The 22,172-nt window shown below is 71.2% G+C and carries 13 protein-coding genes; 10 read left to right on the forward strand and 3 right to left on the reverse strand.

What is annotated here, in order from left to right; all coding sequences use genetic code 11:
- Positions 1 to 444 precede the first annotated feature (444 nt).
- Positions 445 to 1,896, reverse strand: a complete 1,452-nt coding sequence (gndA, locus tag JD78_RS02720) for an NADP-dependent phosphogluconate dehydrogenase (RefSeq protein ID WP_153359997.1) — start codon at positions 1,894 to 1,896, stop codon at positions 445 to 447.
- Positions 1,897 to 2,469: 573 nt separating this feature from the next.
- On the opposite strand from gndA, the gene JD78_RS02725 reads away from it, so the two are divergent.
- From JD78_RS02725 to JD78_RS02745, 5 genes are all read left to right on the forward strand, one after another.
- On the forward strand, positions 2,470 to 3,291 hold the full coding sequence (locus JD78_RS02725; protein ID WP_208103961.1) for an SDR family NAD(P)-dependent oxidoreductase: 822 nt from the start codon (positions 2,470 to 2,472) through the stop codon (positions 3,289 to 3,291).
- Positions 3,292 to 4,854: 1,563 nt separating this feature from the next.
- Entirely contained in the window at positions 4,855 to 6,420 is a 1,566-nt protein-coding gene (locus tag JD78_RS02730) for an ABC transporter substrate-binding protein (protein ID WP_153359995.1), read from the forward strand.
- A 76-nt stretch (positions 6,421 to 6,496) separates the two neighbouring features.
- Positions 6,497 to 7,438, forward strand: coding sequence for an ABC transporter permease (locus JD78_RS02735; protein ID WP_153359993.1), 942 nt, complete (start codon positions 6,497 to 6,499; stop codon positions 7,436 to 7,438).
- The gene (locus JD78_RS02740; protein WP_153359991.1) at positions 7,435 to 9,267 is read left to right on the forward strand and encodes a dipeptide/oligopeptide/nickel ABC transporter permease/ATP-binding protein; all 1,833 of its coding nucleotides are present in this window, start codon (positions 7,435 to 7,437) and stop codon (positions 9,265 to 9,267) included. Before JD78_RS02735 ends, JD78_RS02740 begins: the two co-directional genes overlap by 4 nt.
- Positions 9,267 to 10,115 (forward strand): ATP-binding cassette domain-containing protein, encoded by an 849-nt coding sequence (locus JD78_RS02745; RefSeq protein WP_153359989.1) that lies wholly within the window; start codon positions 9,267 to 9,269, stop codon positions 10,113 to 10,115. The genes JD78_RS02740 and JD78_RS02745 overlap by 1 nt, the downstream gene beginning before the upstream one ends.
- A 37-nt stretch (positions 10,116 to 10,152) precedes the next feature.
- Here JD78_RS02745 and JD78_RS02750 read toward each other — a convergent pair whose 3' ends face one another.
- Positions 10,153 to 11,139, reverse strand: a complete 987-nt coding sequence (locus tag JD78_RS02750; protein WP_153359987.1) for a Gfo/Idh/MocA family protein — start codon at positions 11,137 to 11,139, stop codon at positions 10,153 to 10,155.
- A complete protein-coding gene (locus tag JD78_RS02755; RefSeq protein ID WP_153359985.1) occupies positions 11,136 to 11,756 on the reverse strand; it encodes a TetR/AcrR family transcriptional regulator in 621 nt (206 codons plus the stop codon). The genes JD78_RS02750 and JD78_RS02755 overlap by 4 nt, the downstream gene beginning before the upstream one ends.
- Before the next feature lie 258 nt (positions 11,757 to 12,014).
- Between JD78_RS02755 and JD78_RS02760 the strand changes: the two genes are divergently transcribed.
- From JD78_RS02760 to uidA, 5 genes are all read left to right on the forward strand, one after another.
- The gene (locus JD78_RS02760) at positions 12,015 to 14,387 is read left to right on the forward strand and encodes a beta-glucosidase family protein (RefSeq protein WP_208103962.1); all 2,373 of its coding nucleotides are present in this window, start codon (positions 12,015 to 12,017) and stop codon (positions 14,385 to 14,387) included.
- Positions 14,388 to 14,535: 148 nt separating this feature from the next.
- The gene (locus JD78_RS02765) at positions 14,536 to 15,996 is read left to right on the forward strand and encodes a glycoside hydrolase family 43 protein (RefSeq protein WP_153359980.1); all 1,461 of its coding nucleotides are present in this window, start codon (positions 14,536 to 14,538) and stop codon (positions 15,994 to 15,996) included.
- Between the two features lie 93 nt (positions 15,997 to 16,089).
- Positions 16,090 to 17,289: a glycoside hydrolase family 1 protein gene (locus JD78_RS02770; protein WP_153359978.1), complete on the forward strand. Its 1,200-nt coding sequence runs from the start codon at positions 16,090 to 16,092 to the stop codon at positions 17,287 to 17,289.
- A gap of 74 nt (positions 17,290 to 17,363) precedes the next feature.
- Entirely contained in the window at positions 17,364 to 20,327 is a 2,964-nt protein-coding gene (locus JD78_RS02775; protein WP_153359976.1) for a glycoside hydrolase family 2 TIM barrel-domain containing protein, read from the forward strand.
- Positions 20,328 to 20,371: 44 nt separating this feature from the next.
- A complete protein-coding gene (gene uidA, locus JD78_RS02780; RefSeq protein WP_153359974.1) occupies positions 20,372 to 22,165 on the forward strand; it encodes a beta-glucuronidase in 1,794 nt (597 codons plus the stop codon).
- Positions 22,166 to 22,172 lie beyond the last annotated feature (7 nt).

Genomic DNA, 22,172 nt, shown 5'->3' on the forward strand with positions numbered 1-22,172 from the left:
CGGCATGGCCAGCTTGGAAGGCTGGGGCTCTTCATCCCCACTGTGGCTGGTCTGTGGAGAGTCAACCGAATGTCGTGCCTTCCACGTGCCTCAGCGCTGGTCCGAAGACCGGGGCGCTTCCTCGGGCCGGTCGGCGGCCCTGCCGGGCGGGCGGCTCGCGAAGGGCGTACTGCCCACCCCTGCGGACACCGGACGCTTCGGTCTGCCATGACCCCGTCCGCGGTGATCGGACCCTCGCTGAGGACGCGCTCGCCGGCGCCTTCGAGGAAGGACTGCGTCGCTGGCCGGAGCCCGGCGTGCCCGAGAAGCCCGAGGGCTGGTTGCCCACCGCGGCCAGGAATCGGCAACTCGACGTCTGGAAGTCCGCGGCGTGGACGGCGGCACCGCTCGAGGAAGGCCGGCTCGTCCAGCTCGGGTCGGGTCGGGAAGCAGTCACTGACCGCGTCAATCGCCGACCGGTACCTCGCTGCGGTCACCGGACCACAGGACGTGGAAGGCGCCCGCGCTGTCGATGCGTCGGTAGGTGTGCGCACCGAAGAAATCGCGCTGCCCCTGGATCAGCGCAGCCGGTAGCCGCTCGGATGCGAGCGAGTCGAAGTAGGCCAGCGCGGAGGAGAAGCCGGGCGCCGGCACCCCGGACAACGCTGCGGTGGCAACGACCCGGCGCCATGCCTGCGCGCCTCGAGTGACTGCGTCGGCGAAGTAGTCGTCGGCCAGCAGGGTCGCCAGCTGCGGGTCCCGGGCGTAGGCCTCGACGATCCGGTCGAGGAACCGGGCGCGGATGATGCAGCCGCCGCGCCAGATCCTGGCCACCGCGCCCAGGTCGATGTCCCACCCGTACTCGCGGGCGCCAGCGACGATCAGGTCGAACCCCTGCGCGTAGGCGACCACCTTGGAGGCGTAGAGCGCGGCCCGTACGTCGTCCTCAAAACCGTCGTAGGACGGCTGCACCTCCGGCCGCTCCGACATCGCCGTCTGGACGGCGGCTCGCTGTGCCGGCCTGCTGGACACCGCGCGGGCGAAGACCGCCTCGCCGATGCCCGAGACCGGCACCCCGAGGCCAAGGGCGTTCTGCACGGTCCACACGCCGGTGCCCTTGGACCCGGCCTGGTCGACGACCACGTCGACCAGCGGTCCACCAGTACGGGCGTCGGTCTGCCGGAGCACCTCCGCGGTGATCTGTATCAGGTAGGACTCCAGGTCGCCGGCGTTCCAGGTGGCGAACACGTCCGCGATCGCTGGCACGTCGTGCCCGCCCACCCGGCGTAGGAGGTCGTAGGACTCCGCGATCAGCTGCATGTCGGCGTACTCGATGCCGTTGTGCACCATCTTCACGAAGTGGCCGGCGCCGTCGGTGCCCACGTGGGTGACGCACGGCTCGCCCTCGGCGACCGCGGCGATCGACGCCAGGATCGGCCCGAGCGTCGCGTAGGCCTCCGGGGAGCCACCGGGCATGATCGACGGGCCGTGCAGCGCGCCCTCCTCGCCGCCGGAGATGCCCGCGCCCACGAAGTCCAGGCCGCGTTCGCGTACCGCGCGCTCGCGGCGGATCGTGTCGTGGAAGTCGGCGTTGCCGCCGTCGACGATGATGTCGCCCGGCTCGAACCGCTCGGCCAGCTGTTCGATGACCGAATCGGTGCCCCGGCCAGCCTGCACCATGATGATCGCCGTCCGCGGCCGGGCCAGCGACGCCACGAAGTCGTCGATCGACTCCGACGGCACCAATCCCGCGTCAGGGTGCTCCGCGACCAGGGCTCGGGTGCGCCCTGGCGAGCGGTTGTAGACCGCGACGGTGTTGCCCGGTCGGCTGGCGAGATTGCGGGCCAGGTTCGAGCCCATGACGGCCATGCCCACCACGCCGATGTTCGCTCGGCCCGGCTCGGTCGCCCTGGTCATGGTCGTCTCCGTTCTGCAGCGAGGCAGGTCGTCGGCTCGTCGTGGTCATCGGCTCGACGAGCCGCTTCGGGCGCGGTGGGCCGATGCCGGGGGCCGGGGTTGCGTCGGCGGGACGCTGGGGTCCCTCCGACTCCGCGGGACGTTAGGTCGTGGCTGCGCGACCTACCCGGAGTTGCCTGATGTTGGCTCCGGGTGGCCTCCGCCAGCAGTCGGGGACGTCCCGGTCCCTGCTCGCGGCGAGGACGACGCTCACGTCACCGCGGTTCGCCGACCGCAGGGAGGCAACTCGTGGCAAGGGCACGGGCGCCGCGCTGGCCATCACTACGTTCGACCACCGGTTGTCGCTCCTAGCGATGGCTGACGTGCGGATGAGGGGACGACACAGTGGCTGGAACGACGGTTGTCACGGCCGGCAGCTCGGTCGAGACGTGGTTGGCGCACCCGGAAGGCGGCCCGCTGCTGAGGCAGCTGCTGGCCCAGGGTGGGATGGACGAGGAGCGGCTGGCACCGGTCCGTGGCTTCTCGCTCCTGCAGCTGGCGGAACTGAGCCAGGGCGCCCTCCCGCGTGAGGTCGTGGACGACCTGGTGCGCAGGGCGAACGGCGGCTCGGTCCCCGTGGGGGATGAGGAGGTCATCGGCTGGCAGGAGCGGATCGTGCCCAGCCGCTTCGAGGGGCGGACGGTCATCGTGACCGGGGCGGCATCGGGCATCGGACGCGCGACCGCTTCACGGATCGCCCGCGAGGGCGGGCGTGTCGTCGCGGTCGATCTCTCGGGCGATGCCCTTGGTCAGTTCGCCGCCGAGCAGGGGGAGGCGGTCACCGCGGTGGTCGGTGACATCACCCAGATCGGAGACGTCGAGCGCATCGTCGCCACCGCCGGCGCCCAGATCGACGGCCTGGCCAACGTGGCCGGCGTCGCTGATGACTTCACCCCGGTGCACGAGGTCTCGGACGCCGTGTGGCAGCGGTGCTTCCGGGTCAACGTCGACGGCACTTTCCAGCTGACGCGCGCCGTCCTGCCGGCGATGCTGTCCGCCGGGCGGGGGGCCATCGTCAACGTCGCATCGGAGGCGGCTCTCCGCGGCTCTGCAGCGGGTGCCGCCTACACCGCGTCCAAGCACGCGGTCATCGGTCTCACTCGCAGCGCCGCCTTCATGTACGGGCCCCAGGGCATCCGCGTGAATGCGGTCGCGCCCGGCGGTGTGGCCACCGGGATGCGACCCACCGCTGCCTCCGAGTTCGGGCAGCAGCGCGTCGGGCCGCTCATGGCGCTCATCCCACCGGTGGCGACCGCCGACCAGCTCGCCGCGTCGATCACGTTCCTGCTCAGCGATGACGGGGTCAACGTCAACGGTGCGGTGCTGCCCTCGGACGGCGGTTGGTCGGTGCAGTGAGCTCAAGTGCCGTCCGGGCGGTGGCAGCACGGCTCGGGCGGCACAGCGGGCGCGGGAACGCGACCCGTTCTATGCGGATTTCGGTCGCCGTACTGCCCGACCGGCATCCGGTGGTGCACTTCCTGGACGACGTGCGCGACGGCGAGGTCTCCGACGTACGGAACGGGTGAACCTACGACCATTTGACCTGGCACCGGCTGGCCGATGCCTTCTGGCAGGGGCTTGCTGGCCATCGCCGCGACGTGCCCGGAGCGGTCCGCCTGCGGACGCTCGTCGCCTCGCTGCACTTCCGCCACCCGGTGCCCCTCGCCAAGGAGCCCATTGACTCCGACCAGTGGACCGGAGGGCGTCTCGACCTGGGCGTCGGCGTGGCACCGAAGGGCCAGGTCAGTGGTGCTCGGCGACCCACCGCGCAGCCGCGGCGTTCGAACAGGTCGGTTCGGCGAGTGGCTCGGTCTGCTGAACCAGCTGCAGAGAGCCACTGACGTCGCTTGCTGGCGATCGGTCCTCCGCGATCGAAGTCACCAGTTGCGGCAGTGCCCACCGCCCACGGTTACCGGTCACGGCGACCGGTCCGCTGTTGCTGACCACGCGCCACGGCGCGCGGTGGCACGCGATGTGTCACCCAGAGCCCGTCGGTGGGGATCGGTCCGAGGGGGTGGCTGGCGGGTGTCCCCGACCAGAGTCGCCACGCCGCTCTCGATGTTGCGGGGCGACAGCGTTCGGCGCCGAGGCGTCCGGTTCTGATCGGGCTCGAGACGACCCGGCGTTCGAGACGCGACTTCGCTAGTCGACACCTCCGGACCGATGTCAGCCGTCGGATGACCGGCGTGAACGTCCACTGGCCGCCCCCTGGGTCGACGGCCAGTGACGACCGTGACGGAAGCGACATGCGGAGCGAGCTCCCGTCAACTGGTGGCAGAGAGCACTCCAGGCGATGCCCACGGACCGCGATCAGGCGAGCTGTCCGCTGACGACCACCTGGGCGCCCTGCTCGGCCTCACCTCCATCCGGGTCCGCGTCCGGCGTCCTGGTCATATGCAGGACGTGCTGAGTGCGGCGACGACCCCCTTCCCCGCCTTGGAGCAGCAACTGGCCTTGAGCCTGGTGGTCCACCATCGCAGGACCTCCCCATCGACGGCCGCGTCCCAATGGACGTTGACGCAGGGGGTGGGGGTGGCTCGATCCGGGGACCTCGCTCCGCACGGCGTCGTCGGACATCAGCCTGAGCCGGCCGGCGGTGCGTGCTCGATCCCGGGGAGGGCCCGCCGCGATCCTGCCTCGCGGGTCCGCTGGCGGACCGTGTCGGTCGCTGGAGCTGACGACGAGTTGCCCGACACCTGCCTCTCCGGTCATGTCGTGGCATCTCGTGTGACCGGCACAACACGCGACGACAACTCGTGGCAACCGGTCGCCAGTGGCTTCCGTCACTGATTGCCTACTGGCATTCGGCGGCCGGATGCCCTGACTCACGTCATGGCGCCGGCCCCCCACGAAGACCCCGGGCGGCGACTGCGATCGTCTTCAGCGCCTCAGCGCCCCCGCATCACGAAGGAGTGATCAGTGCGGACTCGTACAACCGGCTCACGGCGCACCGGGCGCCGCCTCACGGCGGCGTTCGGGGTGGCCGCCGTCCTCACCACCGCCGCCTGCGGCGGCGACTCGGACTCGTCCGGCAGTGGTGGCAGCCAGTCGGGCGACGCGTCCCTGGCGCTCGCCATCAACGCCCAGCCAGCGACCCTGGACCCGGCGCAGCTGGCAGAAGGCCAGCAGGCCTACCTCTGGACCTCCATCTACGACACCCTGCTCACCCTCGACAACGAGGGGCAGTTGCAGCCCAACGCTGCCGAGAGCTGGGAGTACTCGGCGGACGGGCGCACCCTCACCCTGAAGCTGCGGGACGGGATGACCTTCAGCTCCGGCGACCCGGTGACCGCCGAGGCGGTGCGGGCGACGCTGGAGCGCACCCGCACCACACCCGGGCAGCAGCAGGGGAAGCTCGCGGCAGTCGAGTCCGTCGAGGCCCCCGACGACAGCACCGTCGTGCTGAACCTCAGCGAGCCGGACAGCTCGCTGCTCGTCAACCTCGCCCAGGCGGCCGGCGTGATCGGTGACCCGGCGACCATCGAGAACGAGGACAGCGTGCTCGACCCGGTCGGGTCCGGCCCCTACGTCCTCGACGACGAGGCCACCGTTCCCGGCAGCACGTACGTCCTCGAGCGCCGGGACGACCACTGGAACGTCGACGCCTACCCGTTCGAGACGGTGACGGTCCGGGTGATCCAGGACCGCACAGCCGTCTTCAACGCGCTGCAGACCGGTGAGTTGAACGCCGGCACGGTCGAGGCGCCGCAGGGCGAGCAGCTGGCGAGCCAGGGCTTCGACATCGCGAAGGTCGACGCCACCGCCGTCGGCAACCTGGTGCTCGCCGACCGGAGCGGCACCGTCCAGCCGGCATTCGCCGACCCCAGGGTTCGGCAGGCCATCAACATGGCCTTCGACCGGGAGAAGATCGTCGAGCAGTTGCTCCAGGGCAACGGTCTGGCGACGCAGCAGATCTTCAACCCGAAGGGGGAGGCGTACGTCGAGGAGCTCAACGACACGTACGAGTACGACCCCGAGGGGGCCAAGGCGCTGCTCGCCGAGGCCGGGTACGCAAACGGGTTCGAGATCACGATGCCCAGCACCATCATCTCGCAGAACTTCGAGCCGACCATCACCCAGGCGCTGGCCGACATCGGGATCCGGGTGACCTGGGAGCCCGTGCCGCCGCAGAACACGGCATCGGCGGTCGCGTCGGGGACCTACCCGGCGGTGTTCTTCATCGACGGGCTCAACGCCGCCCCGCGCGAGCTGGCGAACAACTTCGCTCCCGACGGTTTCCTCAACCCGTTCGACAGTGAACTGCCCGCCGAGCTCACCGAGCTGATGGACCAGATCGCGACCGAGACCGACCCGACCGCGGCCGGTGACCTGCTCCAGCAGGCGAACGAGGTGATCGTGGAGAACGCCCTGACGGCGCCGCTGTTCTACGCCGGCACCACCTGGGCCACCACCGACGGGATCGAGTACCTCGGGGACGGCTCGAACACCCTCAACACGGTGCGCGCCTTCGGCGTCTCGGCCTAGTCCTGCTCGCCCCGGGCGGCGGTCGGCGACCGCCGCCCGGGGCCTGTCCCCGTCCGAATCAGCGGAAAGACCACACATGACCCTCTACGTGGTGCGGCGACTGGCCACCGGCCTGGTGCTCGCCCTCCTGGTGACGCTGATCACCTTCCTGTTGCTCAGTCCCTCCTTCGACGGTGTGGTCCGCAGCATCCTGGGCAGCGCAGCCACCCCCGAGTCCGTGGCCGCGCTCAAGGAGCGGTTCGGCCTGGACCGGCCGCTCCTGGTGCAGTACGGGGACTGGCTGGGCGGCGTGCTGCAGGGTGACTTCGGGCGGTCGTACTTCACCAGCCAGGAGGTGGCCCCGGCCGTGGCGTCGCGGCTCAGCGTGACGCTGTCGGTGGTCCTGGTGGCCCTGGCGGTCACCGTCCTGATCAGCGTCACCCTCGGGGTCCTCGCCGCTTGGCGGGGGGGCGGGGTCGACCGGGCGGCGCAGGGTGTCTCGCTCGTGGGGTACCTGATCCCGAACCTGCTGATCGCGATCGTGCTCGTGTACGTGTTCGCCATCCAGCTGGGCTGGCTGCCGGCCACGGGGTACACCCCGCTGTCGGAGAACCCCGGTCGCTGGGCGACCTCCATCCTGATCCCGGTGATCGCGTTGGTCATCGCGGGAATCGCCAACATGGCGGCACAGGTGCGCGGGTCGATGATCGACGAGCTGCGCAAGGACTACGTCCGGACCCTTCGCACGCGTGGCATCAGCACCCGCTCGGTGGTGCTCCGGCACGCGCTGCGCAACGCCGCGGGGCCTGCGCTGACCGTCATGTCGCTCGAGTTCATCTCGATGCTCGGGGGCGCGCTCATCATCGAGAACGTCTTCGCGCTCCCCGGGTTCGGCAGCTACGCCTTCAACTCGTCCCTGCAGGGAGACATCCCGGTCATCATGGGCATCACCTTGTTCACCGTCCTGCTGGTGGTCTGCGTCAACTTGGTCACCGACCTGGTCAACGGCTGGCTCAACCCGAAGGCGAGGGTCCTGTGACCGTCAACGCGGAGACCTTCGCGACCGACGCAGGAGAGGCCGAGCAGGCCGGCCCGCCACGGCGGTCGCCGTGGCGCAAGCTGCTGCGCGACCCGCAGGCGGTCATCACCGCGACCATCCTGGTCACCTTCGTGGTGCTCGGTGTGCTGGCAGACGTGATCGCGACGCACGGCCCGAACGAGGCGTCGCTCGACGCGTACAACGCTCCCCCCGGTACGCCCGGCTTCCCCCTGGGCGGCGACCAGAGCGGCCGCGACATCCTGGCGAGGCTGCTGCACTCGATCAACACCAGCGTGGTCTCCGCCCTCATCGGTACGTCGGTGGCGCTCGTCATCGGCGTCACCGCGGGGCTGGTCGGCGGCTACTTCGGCCGCCGAACGCGCGGGGTCACCGAGTGGCTGTTCAGCCTGATCATGACGTTCCCGGGGCTGCTCCTGCTCATCGTGCTGCTGCCGGTGACCAAGGGCGACTTCCGGGCGACCATGTTGATCTTCGGAGTCCTACTCTCGCCGAGTGTGTACCGGATCGTCCGCAACCTGGTGCTCGGCGTGAAGAACGAGTTGTACGTGGACGCCGCCCGGGTGTCGGGCCTGAACACCAAGCGGATCCTCGCCCGGCACGTGCTGGTGGTGGTGCGCGGGCCGATCATCATCGCCGCCGCCTTCATGGCGGGGACGTCGATCACCCTGCAGTCGGGCCTCGCGTTCCTCGGCGTGGGTTCGACGTCGGTCCCCAGCTTCGGTGCCATGGTGGCGGAGGGCTTCCGCAACCTCTACGTCGAGCCCATGCACTTCGTCTGGCCCAGCCTGGCCCTCGGGCTCATGACGGCCTCGCTGGTGCTCCTCGGCAACGCACTACGGGACGCTCTCGAAGGGGTGCGTCGGAAGCCGGCGAAGCTCGAGACGGGAACCGATCGGGCGGGTGCTGCCACGGCGCCGGCCGACGGTGCAGCTCCCTTGCCGGTCCCGGGTGCCGACGCGGACGGCTCCTCGTCGCTACTGGTGGTCGAGGACCTCGCCATCGCCTACCCAGCACCCGACGGCAGTTTCCGCGAGGTGGTCCACGGAGTCTCCCTGCACCTGGAGGCCGGGGAGACCCTCGGTCTGGTGGGCGAGTCCGGGTCGGGCAAGACCCAGACGGCATTCGCGGCCCTGGGCGTGCTGCCGGCGGAGGCCGTCGTCACCCGCGGGTCCATCCGGCTCGAGGGGCGGGAACTGCTGGGCCTGAGCGAGCGGGAGCTGCGCGGGATCCGTGGCAGCGCCATCGCCTACGTGCCGCAGGAGCCGATGTCGAACTTGAACCCGTCGTTCACCATCGGCGCCCAGCTCGTGGAGGGTCTGCGGGCGTCGACCCAGCTCTCCCGGAGCGCGGCCCGTGAACGCGCCCTCGCACTGCTGGGGCGGGTCGGCATCCCGGACCCGCAGCGGACCTTCGACTCCTACCCGCACCAGATCTCCGGCGGGATGGCGCAGCGGGTGCTCATCGCTGGCGCAGTGGCCAGCCGGCCCAAGGTCCTGATCGCGGACGAGCCGACGACGGCCCTGGACGTCACCGTGCAGGCCGAGATCCTCGACCTGCTGCGGGAACTCCAGCAGGAGCTCGGCATGGCCGTGCTGCTGGTGACGCACAACTTCGGCGTGGTCGCCGACATCTGCGACCGCATCGCCGTGATGCAGACGGGACGCGTGGTCGAGGCCGGCGAGACCCGCGAGGTGTTCCGCAACCCGCAGCACCCGTACACCCGGATGCTGCTCAACTCCATCCTCGACGAGACCACCGTGCGGCAGGACGGCCCGTCGGCCGGCGTGCCGCTGACGACGGAGGCGTGATGACCGCACCACTGCTCGACGTCCAGGACCTCCGAGTCGCGTTCCCCGGACGCGGCTTCCGCAGCAAACCGATCGAGGTCTTGCACGGCGTCTCCCTCGACATCGCCGCTGGCGAGACGCTGGGTGTCGTGGGGGAGTCCGGTTCCGGCAAGACCACGATCGGCAGGGCAGTGCTCGGGCTCGTCAAGCCCAGCGGCGGGCGGATCACCTTCGACGGCCAGGACGTCACGCACGCCGCGCCCAAGGACCGACGGGGGAGTGCGCAGGACATCCAGGTGGTGTTCCAGGACCCCTACACGTCACTCAACCCGTCGATGCAGATCGGCGACATCCTCAGCGAGCCGTTGGTCGTGCGGGGGGCGAGCCAGCGCGATGCGCGAGCCCGGGTGCGGACGCTGCTGGATCAGGTGGGGTTGCCGGCGAACGCCGCCGAGCGGCTGCCGCGTGAGTTCAGCGGTGGTCAGCGTCAGCGTGTGGCCATCGCCCGGGCCCTGGCGCCGGAGCCCAGGCTGATCGTCTGCGACGAGCCGGTCTCGGCGCTCGACCTCAGCACGCAGGCGAAGGTCCTGGACCTGTTCATCGAGATCCAGCGCAGCACCGGAGTGGCCTACCTGTTCGTCTCGCACGACCTCGCGGTGGTGCGGCACATCAGCCACCGGGTGAGCGTCGTCTACCGGGGAGACATCGTCGAGACCGGGTCGGCCGACGCGGTGACGTCCACGCCGGAGAACCCGTACACGCAGCGCCTGCTGCTGGCCGCGCCGGTCGCGGACCCCGCGGAGCAGGAGCGCAGGCGAGCCCAGCGACGGCAGCTGGAGGCCGCGGCGAGCGGCTCCACCGCCGCCTGACGGTCGTCCGGTCCGCCGAGCCCGCTGACTCACGCGCTCAGGCGAGGTGGGCGGGCTCGCGTGGTGACATGCCGGCGGCTCGGTAGATGGCGTCGATGGTGCGCATCGTGGCGGTGGCCTGCAGGGGGCCGGTGAGCAGGCCGCCGCCGTGCACCACCGCGTCGCGGAAGGCCGCCAACTGGAAGCTGTACGTCGTCCGCGCGTCTCCCTGCTCGGTGACGGTGCCCGCCGGCGTGACCAGGGTCAGCAGTCCGTGGAAGTGCGGGTGGTACGGCATGCGGACGGTCAGCCGGCCGGCCGTCCCGGTCATCAGCAGCTCGGCAGCCCCCCTCTCCTCCGGATGCATGCTGGCCCGCACCCGGCCCGCCGCGCCGCGGCCGAACAGCAGGTCGGCGGTCATGGAGGCGTCAACGCCGCCGACCTCGTCGGCGTCGGCCCGCACCACATCAGGCACACCCAACAGGTCGAGCAGCAGGCGTACCGGGTAGCAGCCGAGGTCCATGAGCGCTCCGCCACCGAGTGCCGCGTCCCACCGGATGTCGGTGCGGTCCGCATGCGGCACCACGAAGGTGGCCGTCGCGTCGAGGACCTCACCGAGGGACCCCGACGACACCAGGTCGGTCACCCGTGACCACATCGGGTGGTGGACCGAGTGGAACGCCTCCATCACCACCAGGTCGCTCCCCAGCGCCAGTTCGGCGATCATCTCGGCCTCGTCCGCGTTGGCGGTGAACGGCTTCTCGCAGAGCACGTGCTTGCCGGCGTCGATCGCGCGGCGGATCCAGCGCCCGTGCATCGCCGCAGGCGTCGGGATGTAGATCGCGTCGACGTCCGGGTCGTCGACCACGGCGTCGTAGTCGGCGAGCGCGCGGGGGATGCCGTGCTGGGCCGCGTAACGGGCCGCCCGTTCGGCCGACCGGGCGGCGATGGCGGTCACCACCACGCCGTCCACCTCGGCTGCCGGCCGCAGAAGCGCGGACTCCACGATCCGGGCCGCCCCGAGGACGCCGATGCGCACGGTCACCGGGCCAGCCCGGGGAGGTAGGTGAGCAGGAACTGCCGCATCGACGCGGCCATGCGGACGTGCTCCCGGTCGAACAGCCACTGGGCCTGCAGTCCGTTCATCAACGCCACCGTCATCACGGCCAGCGTCTCCGGGTCTGCTCCTGCCGCGAGCTCGCCCCGCTCCGCGAGGGCGGTGAACGCCTGGGCGTAGAAGTGGCGAAGCGCCCGGTACTGCTCGGCGTAGTGGGTGTGCGCGGGGTGGTCCGGCGACGTCGCCTCGCCCGCCAGCACGCAGTGCAGGGCGAGCAGGCCGGGCAGGTGCTCGTTCTCGGCGACGACACCGAGCATGCCTCGCAGGGCCTCGAGTGGCTGTGTGCGCGGGTCCAGCGCCTGAGCCGACCGGAGGTACTCGGTGCTGAGCTCCGCCCGCAGTGCCAGCACGGCAGTGAGCAGCTCCTCCTTGCTCGCGAAGTGGTGCAGGAGGCCGGTGTAACTGATCCCCGCGCGTCGCGCGACGTCCTTCATCGTGGCGCCGTAGAACCCGGTCTCGCCGAATGCCTCCACGCAGGCCTCGACGATGCGCCGCCGGACCCCCTCCGTCTTCGCGTACGGGCCCCGTGGTGCGGTCGCCGGCATGCCGTCTCCTGAATGTCGTATTGCATTACGGTTTACATGCTAGCGTGACGTGCGTCATGACCGGGCGGTGACGGGGCCCGCCGAGTGGCTGGCCGGCTCCGCCGCCTCGGCTGCTGCCGTGGCGGCGCCCTGATCCTGTCGACCGTCCGATCCGCTCCACCAGGTGACCCGCGGTGGACCCATGAGAGGCATCCCACGATGGACCACAAGGACACTGCCCGGTCGCCTGAGGAACGCGCTCGCGACCTGCTCGGACGGATGACCGTCAGTGAGAAGGCCCAGCAGCTCGTGGGCGTGCTGCCGCATGCGCTGGCCGGTGCCGGCGGAGTCTCCGGAGACGCCCTGCGGCGGCACCTGGCCGACGGGATCGGGCACATCTCCGGCGCGGCCCTCACGTCCGATTCGCCGGTGGCGATCGCGCGCGTCAACAACGCCGTCCAGCGTCACCTCGTGGAGGACACTCGCTTGGGCATCCCCGCCATCCTGCACAACGAGGCCCTCAACGGTGTGTCGGCCAAGGGCTTCACCGTCTTCCCCACGAGCATCGGCCTCGCCGCCACCTGGAACCCGGTGCTGGTCGGCGAGATGGCCGCCCTCATCCGCCGCCAGCTGCGCGCTGTCGGCATCAGGCAGGCCCTGTCCCCGGTGCTGGACGTCGCCCGCGATGCCCGTTGGGGACGGGTACACGAGACCTACGGCGAGGAGGTCGCCCTGGTCACCGCGATGGGTGTCTCCTTCGTCGGCAACATGCAAGGTGAGGACCTCCGGGACGGCGTCATCGCCACGGCCAAGCACTTCCTCGGCTACGCGATGACCGAGGCCGGGCAGAACCTGGCGGCGACCCACTTCGGCCCGCGCGAGCTGTACGACGTCTACGCCACCCCGTTCGAGGCGGCCATCCGGCTGACCGGCATGCGCAGCGTCATGAACAGCTACTCCGAGATCGACGGCGAGCCCGTGGCGACCTCGGCGGCCGTGCTGGATGACCTGTTGCGGGGGCGCCTGGGCTTCCAAGGGACCGTGGTCTCCGACTACCGGACCGTCCAGTACCTGGTCGAGCGCCAGCTGGTGGCGAGCTCTCCGGAAGAGGCCGCCGGGCTCGCCCTCGCTGCAGGTCTGGACGTCGAGCTCCCCAGCGCCTACGGCTACGGAGCCACGCTGGCGCGCGCAGTCGAGGCGGGGGAGATCGACGAGGCCCTCCTCGACCGCGCAGTGCTCCGCGTGCTCGTGCACAAGTTCGAGCTCGGTCTGTTCGAGGCCCCCTACGTCGCCGAGGACGCCGTGCTGCTCGACGGCCTGGGGCGCGAGGGCGTCGACCTCTCTGCCACGCTGGCCGAGCAGTCGGTGACGCTGCTGAAGAACGACGGCGGCGTGCTCCCCTTCGACCCGGCCGTGCGCCGGGTCGCGGTCATCGGGCCGCACGCCGAGTCTGCACTGGTCAACTTCCCCAACTACACCTATCCGGCCAGCCAGGAGATGCTGCGCGGGCTGGCCACCGGGCAGGCCCAGATGGTCGGCATGGAGGGCGTCCTCGGGGAGATGTCCGAGGAGAAGCGGAAGGTCGCGGTCGCGCGTCTGGAGGCCATGTCCAAGATCGACGTCGAGCAGATCGTGCGCGACGACTACGGGGCCGTCGGGTTGGCCGAGGCGGTACAGGCAGTCCTGCCCGACGCCCAGGTCTCCTCCGTCGTGGGCGTCGGCCTCATCGACCCCGAGCCGAGCGATCTGGACGCGGCCCTGGCGGCGGCGGCGGACGCCGACGTCGTCGTGCTCGCCCTGGGCGGGCGTTCCGGCGCCTTCGCCGGGCGGATGACGGAGGGGGAGGGGACAGACTCCGCGGACATCGACCTGCCTGCCGGTCAGGTCACGCTCGCTCGTGCGGTCGCCCAGCTGGGCAAGCCGACGGCAGCAGTCCTCTTCATGGGTCGCCCGTACGGCATCGCCGCCGTCGACGAAGTGGTGCCGGGCATCGTCACCGCCTACTTCCCGGGCTCGGAGGGGCCGGTCGCGCTGGCCCGCGTCCTCTTCGGGCTCTCGACGCCGGGCGGGAAGCTGCCCTTCACCATGCCGCGGCACTCCGGCCAGGTCCCGATCTACCAGGCGCACAAGCGGGGCAGCGGAGACCGCCGCGAGCCGGCCGACATGTGGAAGGGGTACCGGGACATGCCCATGACGCCGCTGTTCCCCTTTGGTCACGGCCTCACGTACACGACCTTCGAGTACGGGGATGTCAGCAGCGAGGCGGCCGAGGTGACTCCGGAGGGCGAGGCCGTGCTCCGCGTCCCCGTCCGGAACACCGGGTCGAGGGCGGGGGCGGAGGTGGTGCAGTTCTACGCGAGCCAGCCGGTCCGCGGCATGACCCGCCCGGTGCAGCAGCTCGTTGGCTTCGCCCGGGTGGACCTGGAGCCCGGCCAGGAGGCCGAGGTCGAAGTCGTGTTGCCGGTGGACCAGCTCGGCTTCACCGGTGTCGACGGTCGGTTCGTCGTCGCGCCGGGCGAGGTGACCGTGCACGTCGGCTCCTCGTCGGTCGACCTCCGGACCTCCAGTTCGTTCGCCATCACCGGCGACCGGCCGCAGCTCGTCGGTCGGCGGACGTACCTCCCGCGTGTCTCGGTCCGCCGGCCGGGATGACCCCCTCGGTCGGGGAGGCGGGATCGCCCGCCTCCCCGGCTGACTTCGAGCCACGGCCGGTCACGGCCCCGTGGTAGCCGCACACCCACCGGACGGGGCCGGCGCGGTCCGCCCGTCCGGCTCGCCCGCGAGCGGAGGAGACCGCCCGATGAGTGCCATCCCGATCTTGCCCGGCTTCCACCCGGACCCCTCCATCTGTCGGGTCGGTGACACCTACTACCTCGCCACGTCCAGCTTCGAGTACGCGCCGGGCGTGCCGCTGTTCAGCAGCCGCGACCTGCTCCGCTGGGAGCAGATCGGCAACGTGCTCGACCGCCCCAGTCAGCTCAACGTCCGGCCGGGGCTCGCGAGCGCCAGTTCCGGCGTCTACGCGCCGACGTTGCGGCACCACGCCGGCCGCTTCTGGCTGGCCACCACGAACATCGCCGACATCCGGCTTGGGCACCTGCTCGTCCACGCCGAGGACTCGGCCGGCCCGTGGAGCGAGCCGGTGTACACCGCGGGCACCATCGGCGTCGACCCGGACCTGGCCTGGGACGACGACGGCACCTGCCTGCTGACCTGGTCGGACCCGTTCGGTGGGGTCGCCCAGGCGGTCCTGCTCCCGTCGACCGGTCGGCTCGGCTCCGAACCGAGACCGCTCTGGGCGGGCAGCGGGCTGGCCCATCCTGAGGGCCCGCACCTGTTCCGACGCGACGGCTGGTGGTACCTCGTCGTGGCCGAGGGCGGTACGGGGCGGGGTCACGGGGTCTCCGTCGCCCGGGCCCGTAGTGCCACCGGGCCGTTCGAGGGGCACCCGACCAACCCTGTCTTCTCGCACCGCAGCACCGGCGACCCGGTCCAGAACACCGGCCACGCCGACCTCGTCGAGCTCCGTGACGGCAGCTGGGCCGTGGTGCATCTGGGAGTCAGGCCGCGCGGCTCCTTCCCGCAGTACCACGTCAACGGGCGTGAGACCTTCCTCGCCGGCGTCGACTGGGTCGACGGCTGGCCGGTCGTGGTCGAGGACCGGTTCGAGGTCCCCGAAGCGGTCACCGCCTTCGTGGACGACTTCTCCGGTGACCGCCTGCACCCGCGATGGATCTCACCCGGGGTCCAGCCGCAGCAGTTCGCCGCGGTCCGTCCGGGAGGCGGGATCCAGCTCGCCGCAGGACGCCCGGTGTCCGCACGCGAGGCCGAGCGGCTGTTGGCGGTACGAGCGCGCGACGAGGAGTGGACCGTCGAGGTGACGGTCACGGAGGGGGACGTGGCGCTGACCGTGCGCATCGACGACGCCCACTGGGTGGCGGTGGAGCGGTGCGGCGGTGCCCTCGCGGTCCGCATGGCCGTCGGTCCGCTGGACCAGGTGCTCGCCACTGCCACTGACGTGTCGCCGGACCGGCCGCTGGTCGTGCGCGCTGTCGCTGCCCAGGACCGTCGTGGCCGCCGCAGCGGGCCGGACCGGCTCGAGCTGGGTTGGGTGGACGAGGAGGGGGTGCACGTCCTGGCGGGCGTGGACGGTCGCTACCTGTCCACCGAGGTGGCCGGCGGGTTCACCGGACGCGTCATCGGCGTCGAGGCCCTGGGTGGACCGGCGGTGCTCACGCGATTCGAGTACCGGACCTCATGAAAATAGTGTTGTAGTACGGGATTGATGCTAGTGTGACGCCAACCACGACAGCTGCGATGCCGCCGTCCTCCGTCCTCGTCGAAGGGCCATGACATGTCCGAACTCCCACTCGGGTTCCTCTGGGGGGCCTCGACCGCCCCGCACCAGGTGGAGGGAAACAACCTCAACAGCGACTTCTGGGCGCGTGAGGGCTCGATGCCGGGCAGCGAGCGCAGTGGCGACGCGTGCGACAGCTATCACCGCTACCCGGAGGACATGCAACTGCTGGCCGACGCCGGCCTGACCGCCTACCGGTTCGGCATCGAGTGGGCTCGCATCGAGCCCGAGCCGGGACTCGTCTCCCGTGCGGTGCTCGCCCACTACCGGCGGATGATCGACACGGCCCTCGGCCTGGGGCTCACCCCGGTCGTCACGTTGCAGCACTTCACCACCCCGCGCTGGTTCGCCGAGGAGGGCGGCTGGATGAGCGACCGGGCGGTCGACCGCTTCGTCGGCTACGTGCGCGCCGCGACCGGCATCCTGGACGGCGTTCCGTGGGTCGTCACCATGAACGAGCCGAACATGCAGGCGATGATGACCATGCTGGCGCGGCTCGCCCGTGACCCGGAGCAGCGGAAGAAGTGGCAGAGCCCGACGGTCGAGGGTGGGCCCCGGCCGCCCCTCCCGGCGCCGGATCTGGAGATCGGACGGCGCATGGTGGAGGCGCACCACGCCGTCCGCGACGTCGTGCGGGAGCAGACCGGCGCCAAGGTGGGCTGGACGGTCGCCAACCGTGCTTTCGTCGCCCGTCCGGGAGCCGAGGAGAAGGCCCGCGAGCTGCAGTGGCAGTGGGAGGATCTCTACCTCGACGCGGCGAGGGAGGACGACTTCGTCGGCGTGCAGTCCTATTCCAGCCAGTGGGTCAACGCCGAGGGGATCGAGCCGTACCCGCCGTCGCCGGACAACACCCTGGTCGGGACCGCCTATCGGCCCGACGCGATCGGCATCGCCGTCCGGCACACGGCGGAGGTGACCGGGGGAGTGCCGATCCTGATCACCGAGAACGGGATCGCCACCGCTGACGACAGCCGGCGCGTCGCCTACACGACCGAGGCGCTGCAGCACCTGTTCGCCGCCATGGACGACGGCGTGGACGTGCGCGGCTACCTGCACTGGAGCGCCCTGGACAATTACGAGTGGGGCCACTGGGAGCCGACCTTCGGGCTCATCGCGGTCGACCGGGAGACATTCGAGCGCCACCCGAAGCCGAGCCTGGGCTGGCTGGGGAGCGTTGCCCGTCGCGGTGGCCTGTGACGCCCGAGGCGACGGCAGTGCCGCTCCCGGCGCCCACTGACGACACCGGTCTGCACGCGGTCGGTCGGCTGCCCATGCACTCGCTGCGGCGTGAGCCGGAGGTACCGCTCGACGGGCTCTGGGACTTCCAGTTGCTCCCGTCGCCGACCGCTGCGCGCAGCAACCGGTGGGCGACCGTCCAGGTGCCCGAGCTGTGGACCATGCGCGAGCCCGCCGACCCCCCGCACTACACGAACGTCCCCATGCCCTTCGACGAGGTGCCGCCCGCCGTCCCGCGAGCGAACCCCACCGGGGTGTACCGGCGCACCGTGTCCCTCAGTCTGCGGCCGGGCCGCCGCACGGTGCTGCACGTCGGTGCCGCCGAGGGGCTGCTGCGCGCCTTCGTCAACGGGCGCCCCGTCGGGCTCAGCTCTGACTCGCACCTCGCCGCCGAGTTCGACGTCACCGACGCCGTCGTCGAGGGACCGAACACCGTGGAGCTGGTCGTCAGCAAGTGGTCGGCGGTCAGCTACCTGGAGGACCAGGACCAGTGGTGGCAGGCCGGCATCAGTCGATCGGTCTTCCTCTACAGCGTGCCCGAGGTGCACCTGGCCGACCTGAGGGTCGTCGCCGACCTCGACCCGGCCACCGGCCGCGGCAGCCTGCAGGCCACCGTCCAGACCAACGGCCTGGCCCACCTCCGCGACGTCGAGCACACCCTGCAGGTGGAGGTGCTCGGCCGCACAGAGGAGGTGCCGGTGGCACCGCGGGTGACCGCACCCACGTTGCCCAGGGGCGGCGACGACCGGTCCACCCGTCCGGAGCCCCGCCTGCCGGCGGACTTCATGGACCTGGTCAGCCTGAACGCCGCGAGCGCGCCGATCCCACCGGAGTTCCGGGCCACCCCGGGGATGCTCGGCCAGCAGCACCGGTCCTCGTCGCCCGCCGGGACCGCGGTCGTCTTCCTCGGCGACCTCGACGTCCGGCCGTGGTCGGCTGAGACCCCGCACCTGGAAGAGCTCGTCGTCCGGCTGGTCGACGGCGGTGGCGAGGTGGTCGACGAGACCCGCACGCGGATCGGCTTCCGCCGGGTCCGGATCGAAGGGCCCGACCTGCTGGTGAACGGCCGGCGGGTGCTCATCCAGGGCGTGAACCGGCACGACGTCGACCCGTGCACCGGCCGCGTGCTCTCGCAGGAGCGTCAGCTGGCCGAGCTGTCGCTGCTCAAGCGGTGCAACGTCAACGCGATCCGCACCGCCCACTACCCGAACGACCCGTCGTTTCTGGACCTCTGCGACCGACTCGGCTTCTACGTCGTGGACGAGGCCGACGTGGAAGGGCACGCCTTCGCCTCCACGATCGCGGACGACCCTCCGTACCTCGGCGCCATCGTCGAGCGGGTGCAGCGCATGGTCGCGCGGGACCGCAACCACCCGTCGGTGATCCTCTGGTCGCTGGGGAACGAGACCGGCTACGGCGCAGCGCACGACGCCGCAGCGGCGTGGGTCAGGCACGCCGATCCGACCCGGCCCGTCCACTACGAGGGCGCCGTCGCCACCGACTGGCACGGAGGACGGGCAGCCACCGATGTCGTCTGCCCGATGTACCCGACGTTCGACGCGCTGCGGGCCTACTCGGCCGACGAGCGCACCGACCGGCCGTTGATCACGTGCGAGTACGCCTACTCCCAGGGCAACAGCACCGGAGGCCTGGCCGAGTACTGGGAGCTCTTCGAGTCGCTCCCCGGCCTGCAGGGCGGGTTCATCTGGCAGTTCACCGACCACGCGCTCGATCCGGATGGCGACGGGCGACACCGGTACGGCGGCGACTTCGGCGACGAACCGAACAACGGGCCGACCCTGCTCAACGGCGTGGTGTTCGCCGACCTCACCCCGAAGCCGGCGCTCTACGAGGCCCGTGGCCTGTTCAGCCCGGTCCGCCTCCTGTCCGGAGCAGACGAGGCCCTGAGCGGACGGGTGCGCCTGCGCAACCGGCAGAGCTTCGCCGACCTGAGCGGCTTCGAACTCGAACTGCGCGTCGAGACGACAGCCGGACCGCTGGGTGCGGTCCTCGTGCCCACCCCGGACGTGGCCGCCGGCGCCGAAGGCGGCCTGGTCCTGCCTGCGTCGGTGTGCGACCTGCTCCGCAGCCCTGCGGCTCTCGCGCTCACCCTGGCCGTGCGCACGCGCGGCGACGCGCTGTGGGCGCCCAGCAGGACGGAGGTCGCACTGCAGCAGGTGGTCCTCCCGCGACGGCCCGTGCCGCTGCCCGCCGGGCACGCCCCGGAAGCAGAGGTCAGGGGTGACGGCGCGGTGGAGCACCCAGTCCTCCACCGCGCTCCGCGACTGTGCCTGTGGCGCGCGCTGACCGACAACGACCGGTCCTTCGCCCTGGACCAGCGGTTCGTGCGCAGCGGCTTCTTCCGGCTGACCCCGACCGGCACGGACGTGGACCGGTCGGCGCACGGCACCGTCGTGACCACGCGGTACGCGGCCGCTTTCGGCGACGAGGTGGTGCACCGGCGGACCGTCCGGACCATCGGCCCCGGGGACTGGGTTCTCCGCGAGGAGGTTTCCCTGCCAGAGGGCACCACCGACGGGCTGAGGGTCGGGGTGGAGTTCGAGCTGGTCGATGGCTTCGAGCAGGCCCAGTGGGTCGGTCTGGGACCGTGGGAGAACTACCCGGACCGCGCCGCCTCGGCGCTGCTCGGCGCGTGGGCGAGCCCGATCGACGACCTCGCGGTGCCCTACGTCCTCCCGCAGGAGAACGGCACCCGCGGCGGCGTCACCGAGCTGCGGCTGTCCGGCCCGGCCGGTGAGGTGCGGGCTGTTTCGCCGACCCCGCTCCACCTGAACGTCAGCCGGTACACCGTGGACCAGCTCGAGGGCGCCGCGCACTGGTGGGAGCTGCCGCCCAGCCGCACCACCGTCGTCCATCTCGACGTCGCCCACCGCGGGGTGGGCACGGCGCTGCTCGGCCCGGACACACGGAAGCCCTACCGGCTGTCGAGTCGTGAGCACGCCTGGGAGTGGCAGCTCACGCTCACCGGCCCCCGCTGACCCCCCGGCGCCGGATCCCGGCGTCGCGAACCTGGAGGAGATCGATGCTCAAGCCCCGTTCCACCCCGACCCGGGAACTGGTGAACCTCGACGGCCTGTGGCGGTTCGGCATCGCCGGCCGCGTGCAGGACGAGCCGTGGACCGGCCGCCTCGACACCACGCTGGAGGCGGCGGTGCCGGCCAGCTACAACGACCTTTTCGCCGACCGGGAGATCCGGGACCACGTCGGGTGGGTCTGGTACCAGCGCACGGCGCGCGTGCCCCGCGGGTGGGCCGACGAGCGGGTGCTGCTGCGGTTGGACTCGGCCACCCACCAGGGCCGGGTGTACGTCGACGACCAGCTCGTCGCCGAGCACGTGGGTGGGTACACCCCGTTCGAGGCCGACATCACCGACGTCGTCCGGGCGGGGGAGGAGTTCCGGCTCACCGTCGGGGTGAACAACGAGCTGACCAACGTCACGCTCCCGCCGGGCACCCTCACCGTGGAGCAGTCCGGCCGGCGCAAGCAGACCTACCTGCACGACTTCTTCAACTACGCCGGGCTCGCGCGGTCGGTGTGGCTCTACAGCCGCCCCGCCACGCACGTCGAGGACGTCACGGTCGTCACCGGCGTGGACGGCGCAGCGGGCACCGTCGACTACGCCGTCCGCACCAGCGCGCCGGCCGACGTCCGGGTGCGCGCGGTGGACGTCGACGGCACCGAGGTCGCCGCCGGCACCGGCGCGGAGGGCAGCCTGCGGATCGAGGACGTGAGGCTGTGGCAGCCCGGCGCGGCCCACCTCTACGACCTCGTGGTCGAGCTGGTCGACGGCGGGACGGTGGTCGACAGCTGGACCGAGTCCTTCGGCGTGCGCACCGTCGAGGTGCGCGGAACCCAGTTCCTGATCAACGGCGAGCCGTTCTACTTCACCGGCTTCGGCAAGCACGAGGACACACCGATCCGCGGCAAGGGCCACGACGACGCCTACCTGGTGCACGACTTCCAGCTGATGGAGTGGATCGGTGCGAACTCCTTCCGCACCTCGCACTACCCCTACGCCGAGGAGGTGCTGGAGTTCGCCGACCGGCACGGCATCGTGGTCATCGACGAGACCTCGGCCGTCGGCCTCAATCTGGCCGTCACCGGGGGGCTCGCCGGCGCGGTCACCACGCCGACGTTCTCGCCGGAGACCTTCAACGACCAGACGCAGGCCGCACACGCCCAGCACCTCCGCGAGCTGATCGCGCGGGACAAGAACCACCCCAGCGTGGTGATGTGGTGCATCACCAACGAGCCCTCGTCCAACGAGGAGGGCGCCCGGGAGTACTTCGAGCCCCTCGTGCAGCTCACCCGTGAGTTGGACCCGACCCGCCCGGTCACCTACGCGGTGGTCATGTTCGCCAACCCGAGCAACGACCGCATCGCCGACCTGTTCGACGTGATCTCGCTGAACCGCTACTACGGCTGGTACGTCGCCAACGGGGACCTCGTCACGGCCGAGGACTACCTAGAGCGGGACCTGCGGGGCTGGGCGGCGAAGTACGACAAGCCGATCCTGATGACCGAGTACGGCGCGGACACGATGCAGGGGCTGCACTCCTTGTGGGACATCCCGTGGACCGAGGAGTACCAGCGGGACTTCCTCGACATGCACCACCGGGTGTTCGACCGGGTGGAGGCGTTCGTCGGCGAGCAGATCTGGAACTTCGCCGACTTCCAGACCACTCGGGCCATCCACCGGGTGGACGGGAACAAGAAGGGGGTCTTCACCCGGGACCGCAGGCCCAAGGCGGCAGCGCACGCGCTGCGTCAGCGCTGGCTCGGCCTGAACGGCGTCAAGCCGTCCGGTCCGGCCTGAGCGGGGG

Source organism: Modestobacter roseus (assembly GCF_007994135.1).
GTDB lineage: Bacteria > Actinomycetota > Actinomycetes > Mycobacteriales > Geodermatophilaceae > Modestobacter > Modestobacter roseus.

What these genes read in the sequence shown, in the direction of transcription:
- gndA (WP_153359997.1), bottom strand. Translation starts at nt 1,896, where the DNA reads ATGACCAGGGCGACCGAGCCGGGCCGAGCGAACATCGGCGTGGTGGGC.
- JD78_RS02735 (WP_153359993.1), top strand. Translation starts at nt 6,497, where the DNA reads ATGACCCTCTACGTGGTGCGGCGACTGGCCACCGGCCTGGTGCTCGCC.
- JD78_RS02745 (WP_153359989.1), top strand. Translation starts at nt 9,267, where the DNA reads ATGACCGCACCACTGCTCGACGTCCAGGACCTCCGAGTCGCGTTCCCC.
- JD78_RS02755 (WP_153359985.1), bottom strand. Translation starts at nt 11,756, where the DNA reads ATGCCGGCGACCGCACCACGGGGCCCGTACGCGAAGACGGAGGGGGTC.
- JD78_RS02760 (WP_208103962.1), top strand. Translation starts at nt 12,015, where the DNA reads ATGACCGTCAGTGAGAAGGCCCAGCAGCTCGTGGGCGTGCTGCCGCAT.
- JD78_RS02765 (WP_153359980.1), top strand. Translation starts at nt 14,536, where the DNA reads ATGAGTGCCATCCCGATCTTGCCCGGCTTCCACCCGGACCCCTCCATC.
- JD78_RS02770 (WP_153359978.1), top strand. Translation starts at nt 16,090, where the DNA reads ATGTCCGAACTCCCACTCGGGTTCCTCTGGGGGGCCTCGACCGCCCCG.
- JD78_RS02775 (WP_153359976.1), top strand. Translation starts at nt 17,364, where the DNA reads ATGCACTCGCTGCGGCGTGAGCCGGAGGTACCGCTCGACGGGCTCTGG.
- uidA (WP_153359974.1), top strand. Translation starts at nt 20,372, where the DNA reads ATGCTCAAGCCCCGTTCCACCCCGACCCGGGAACTGGTGAACCTCGAC.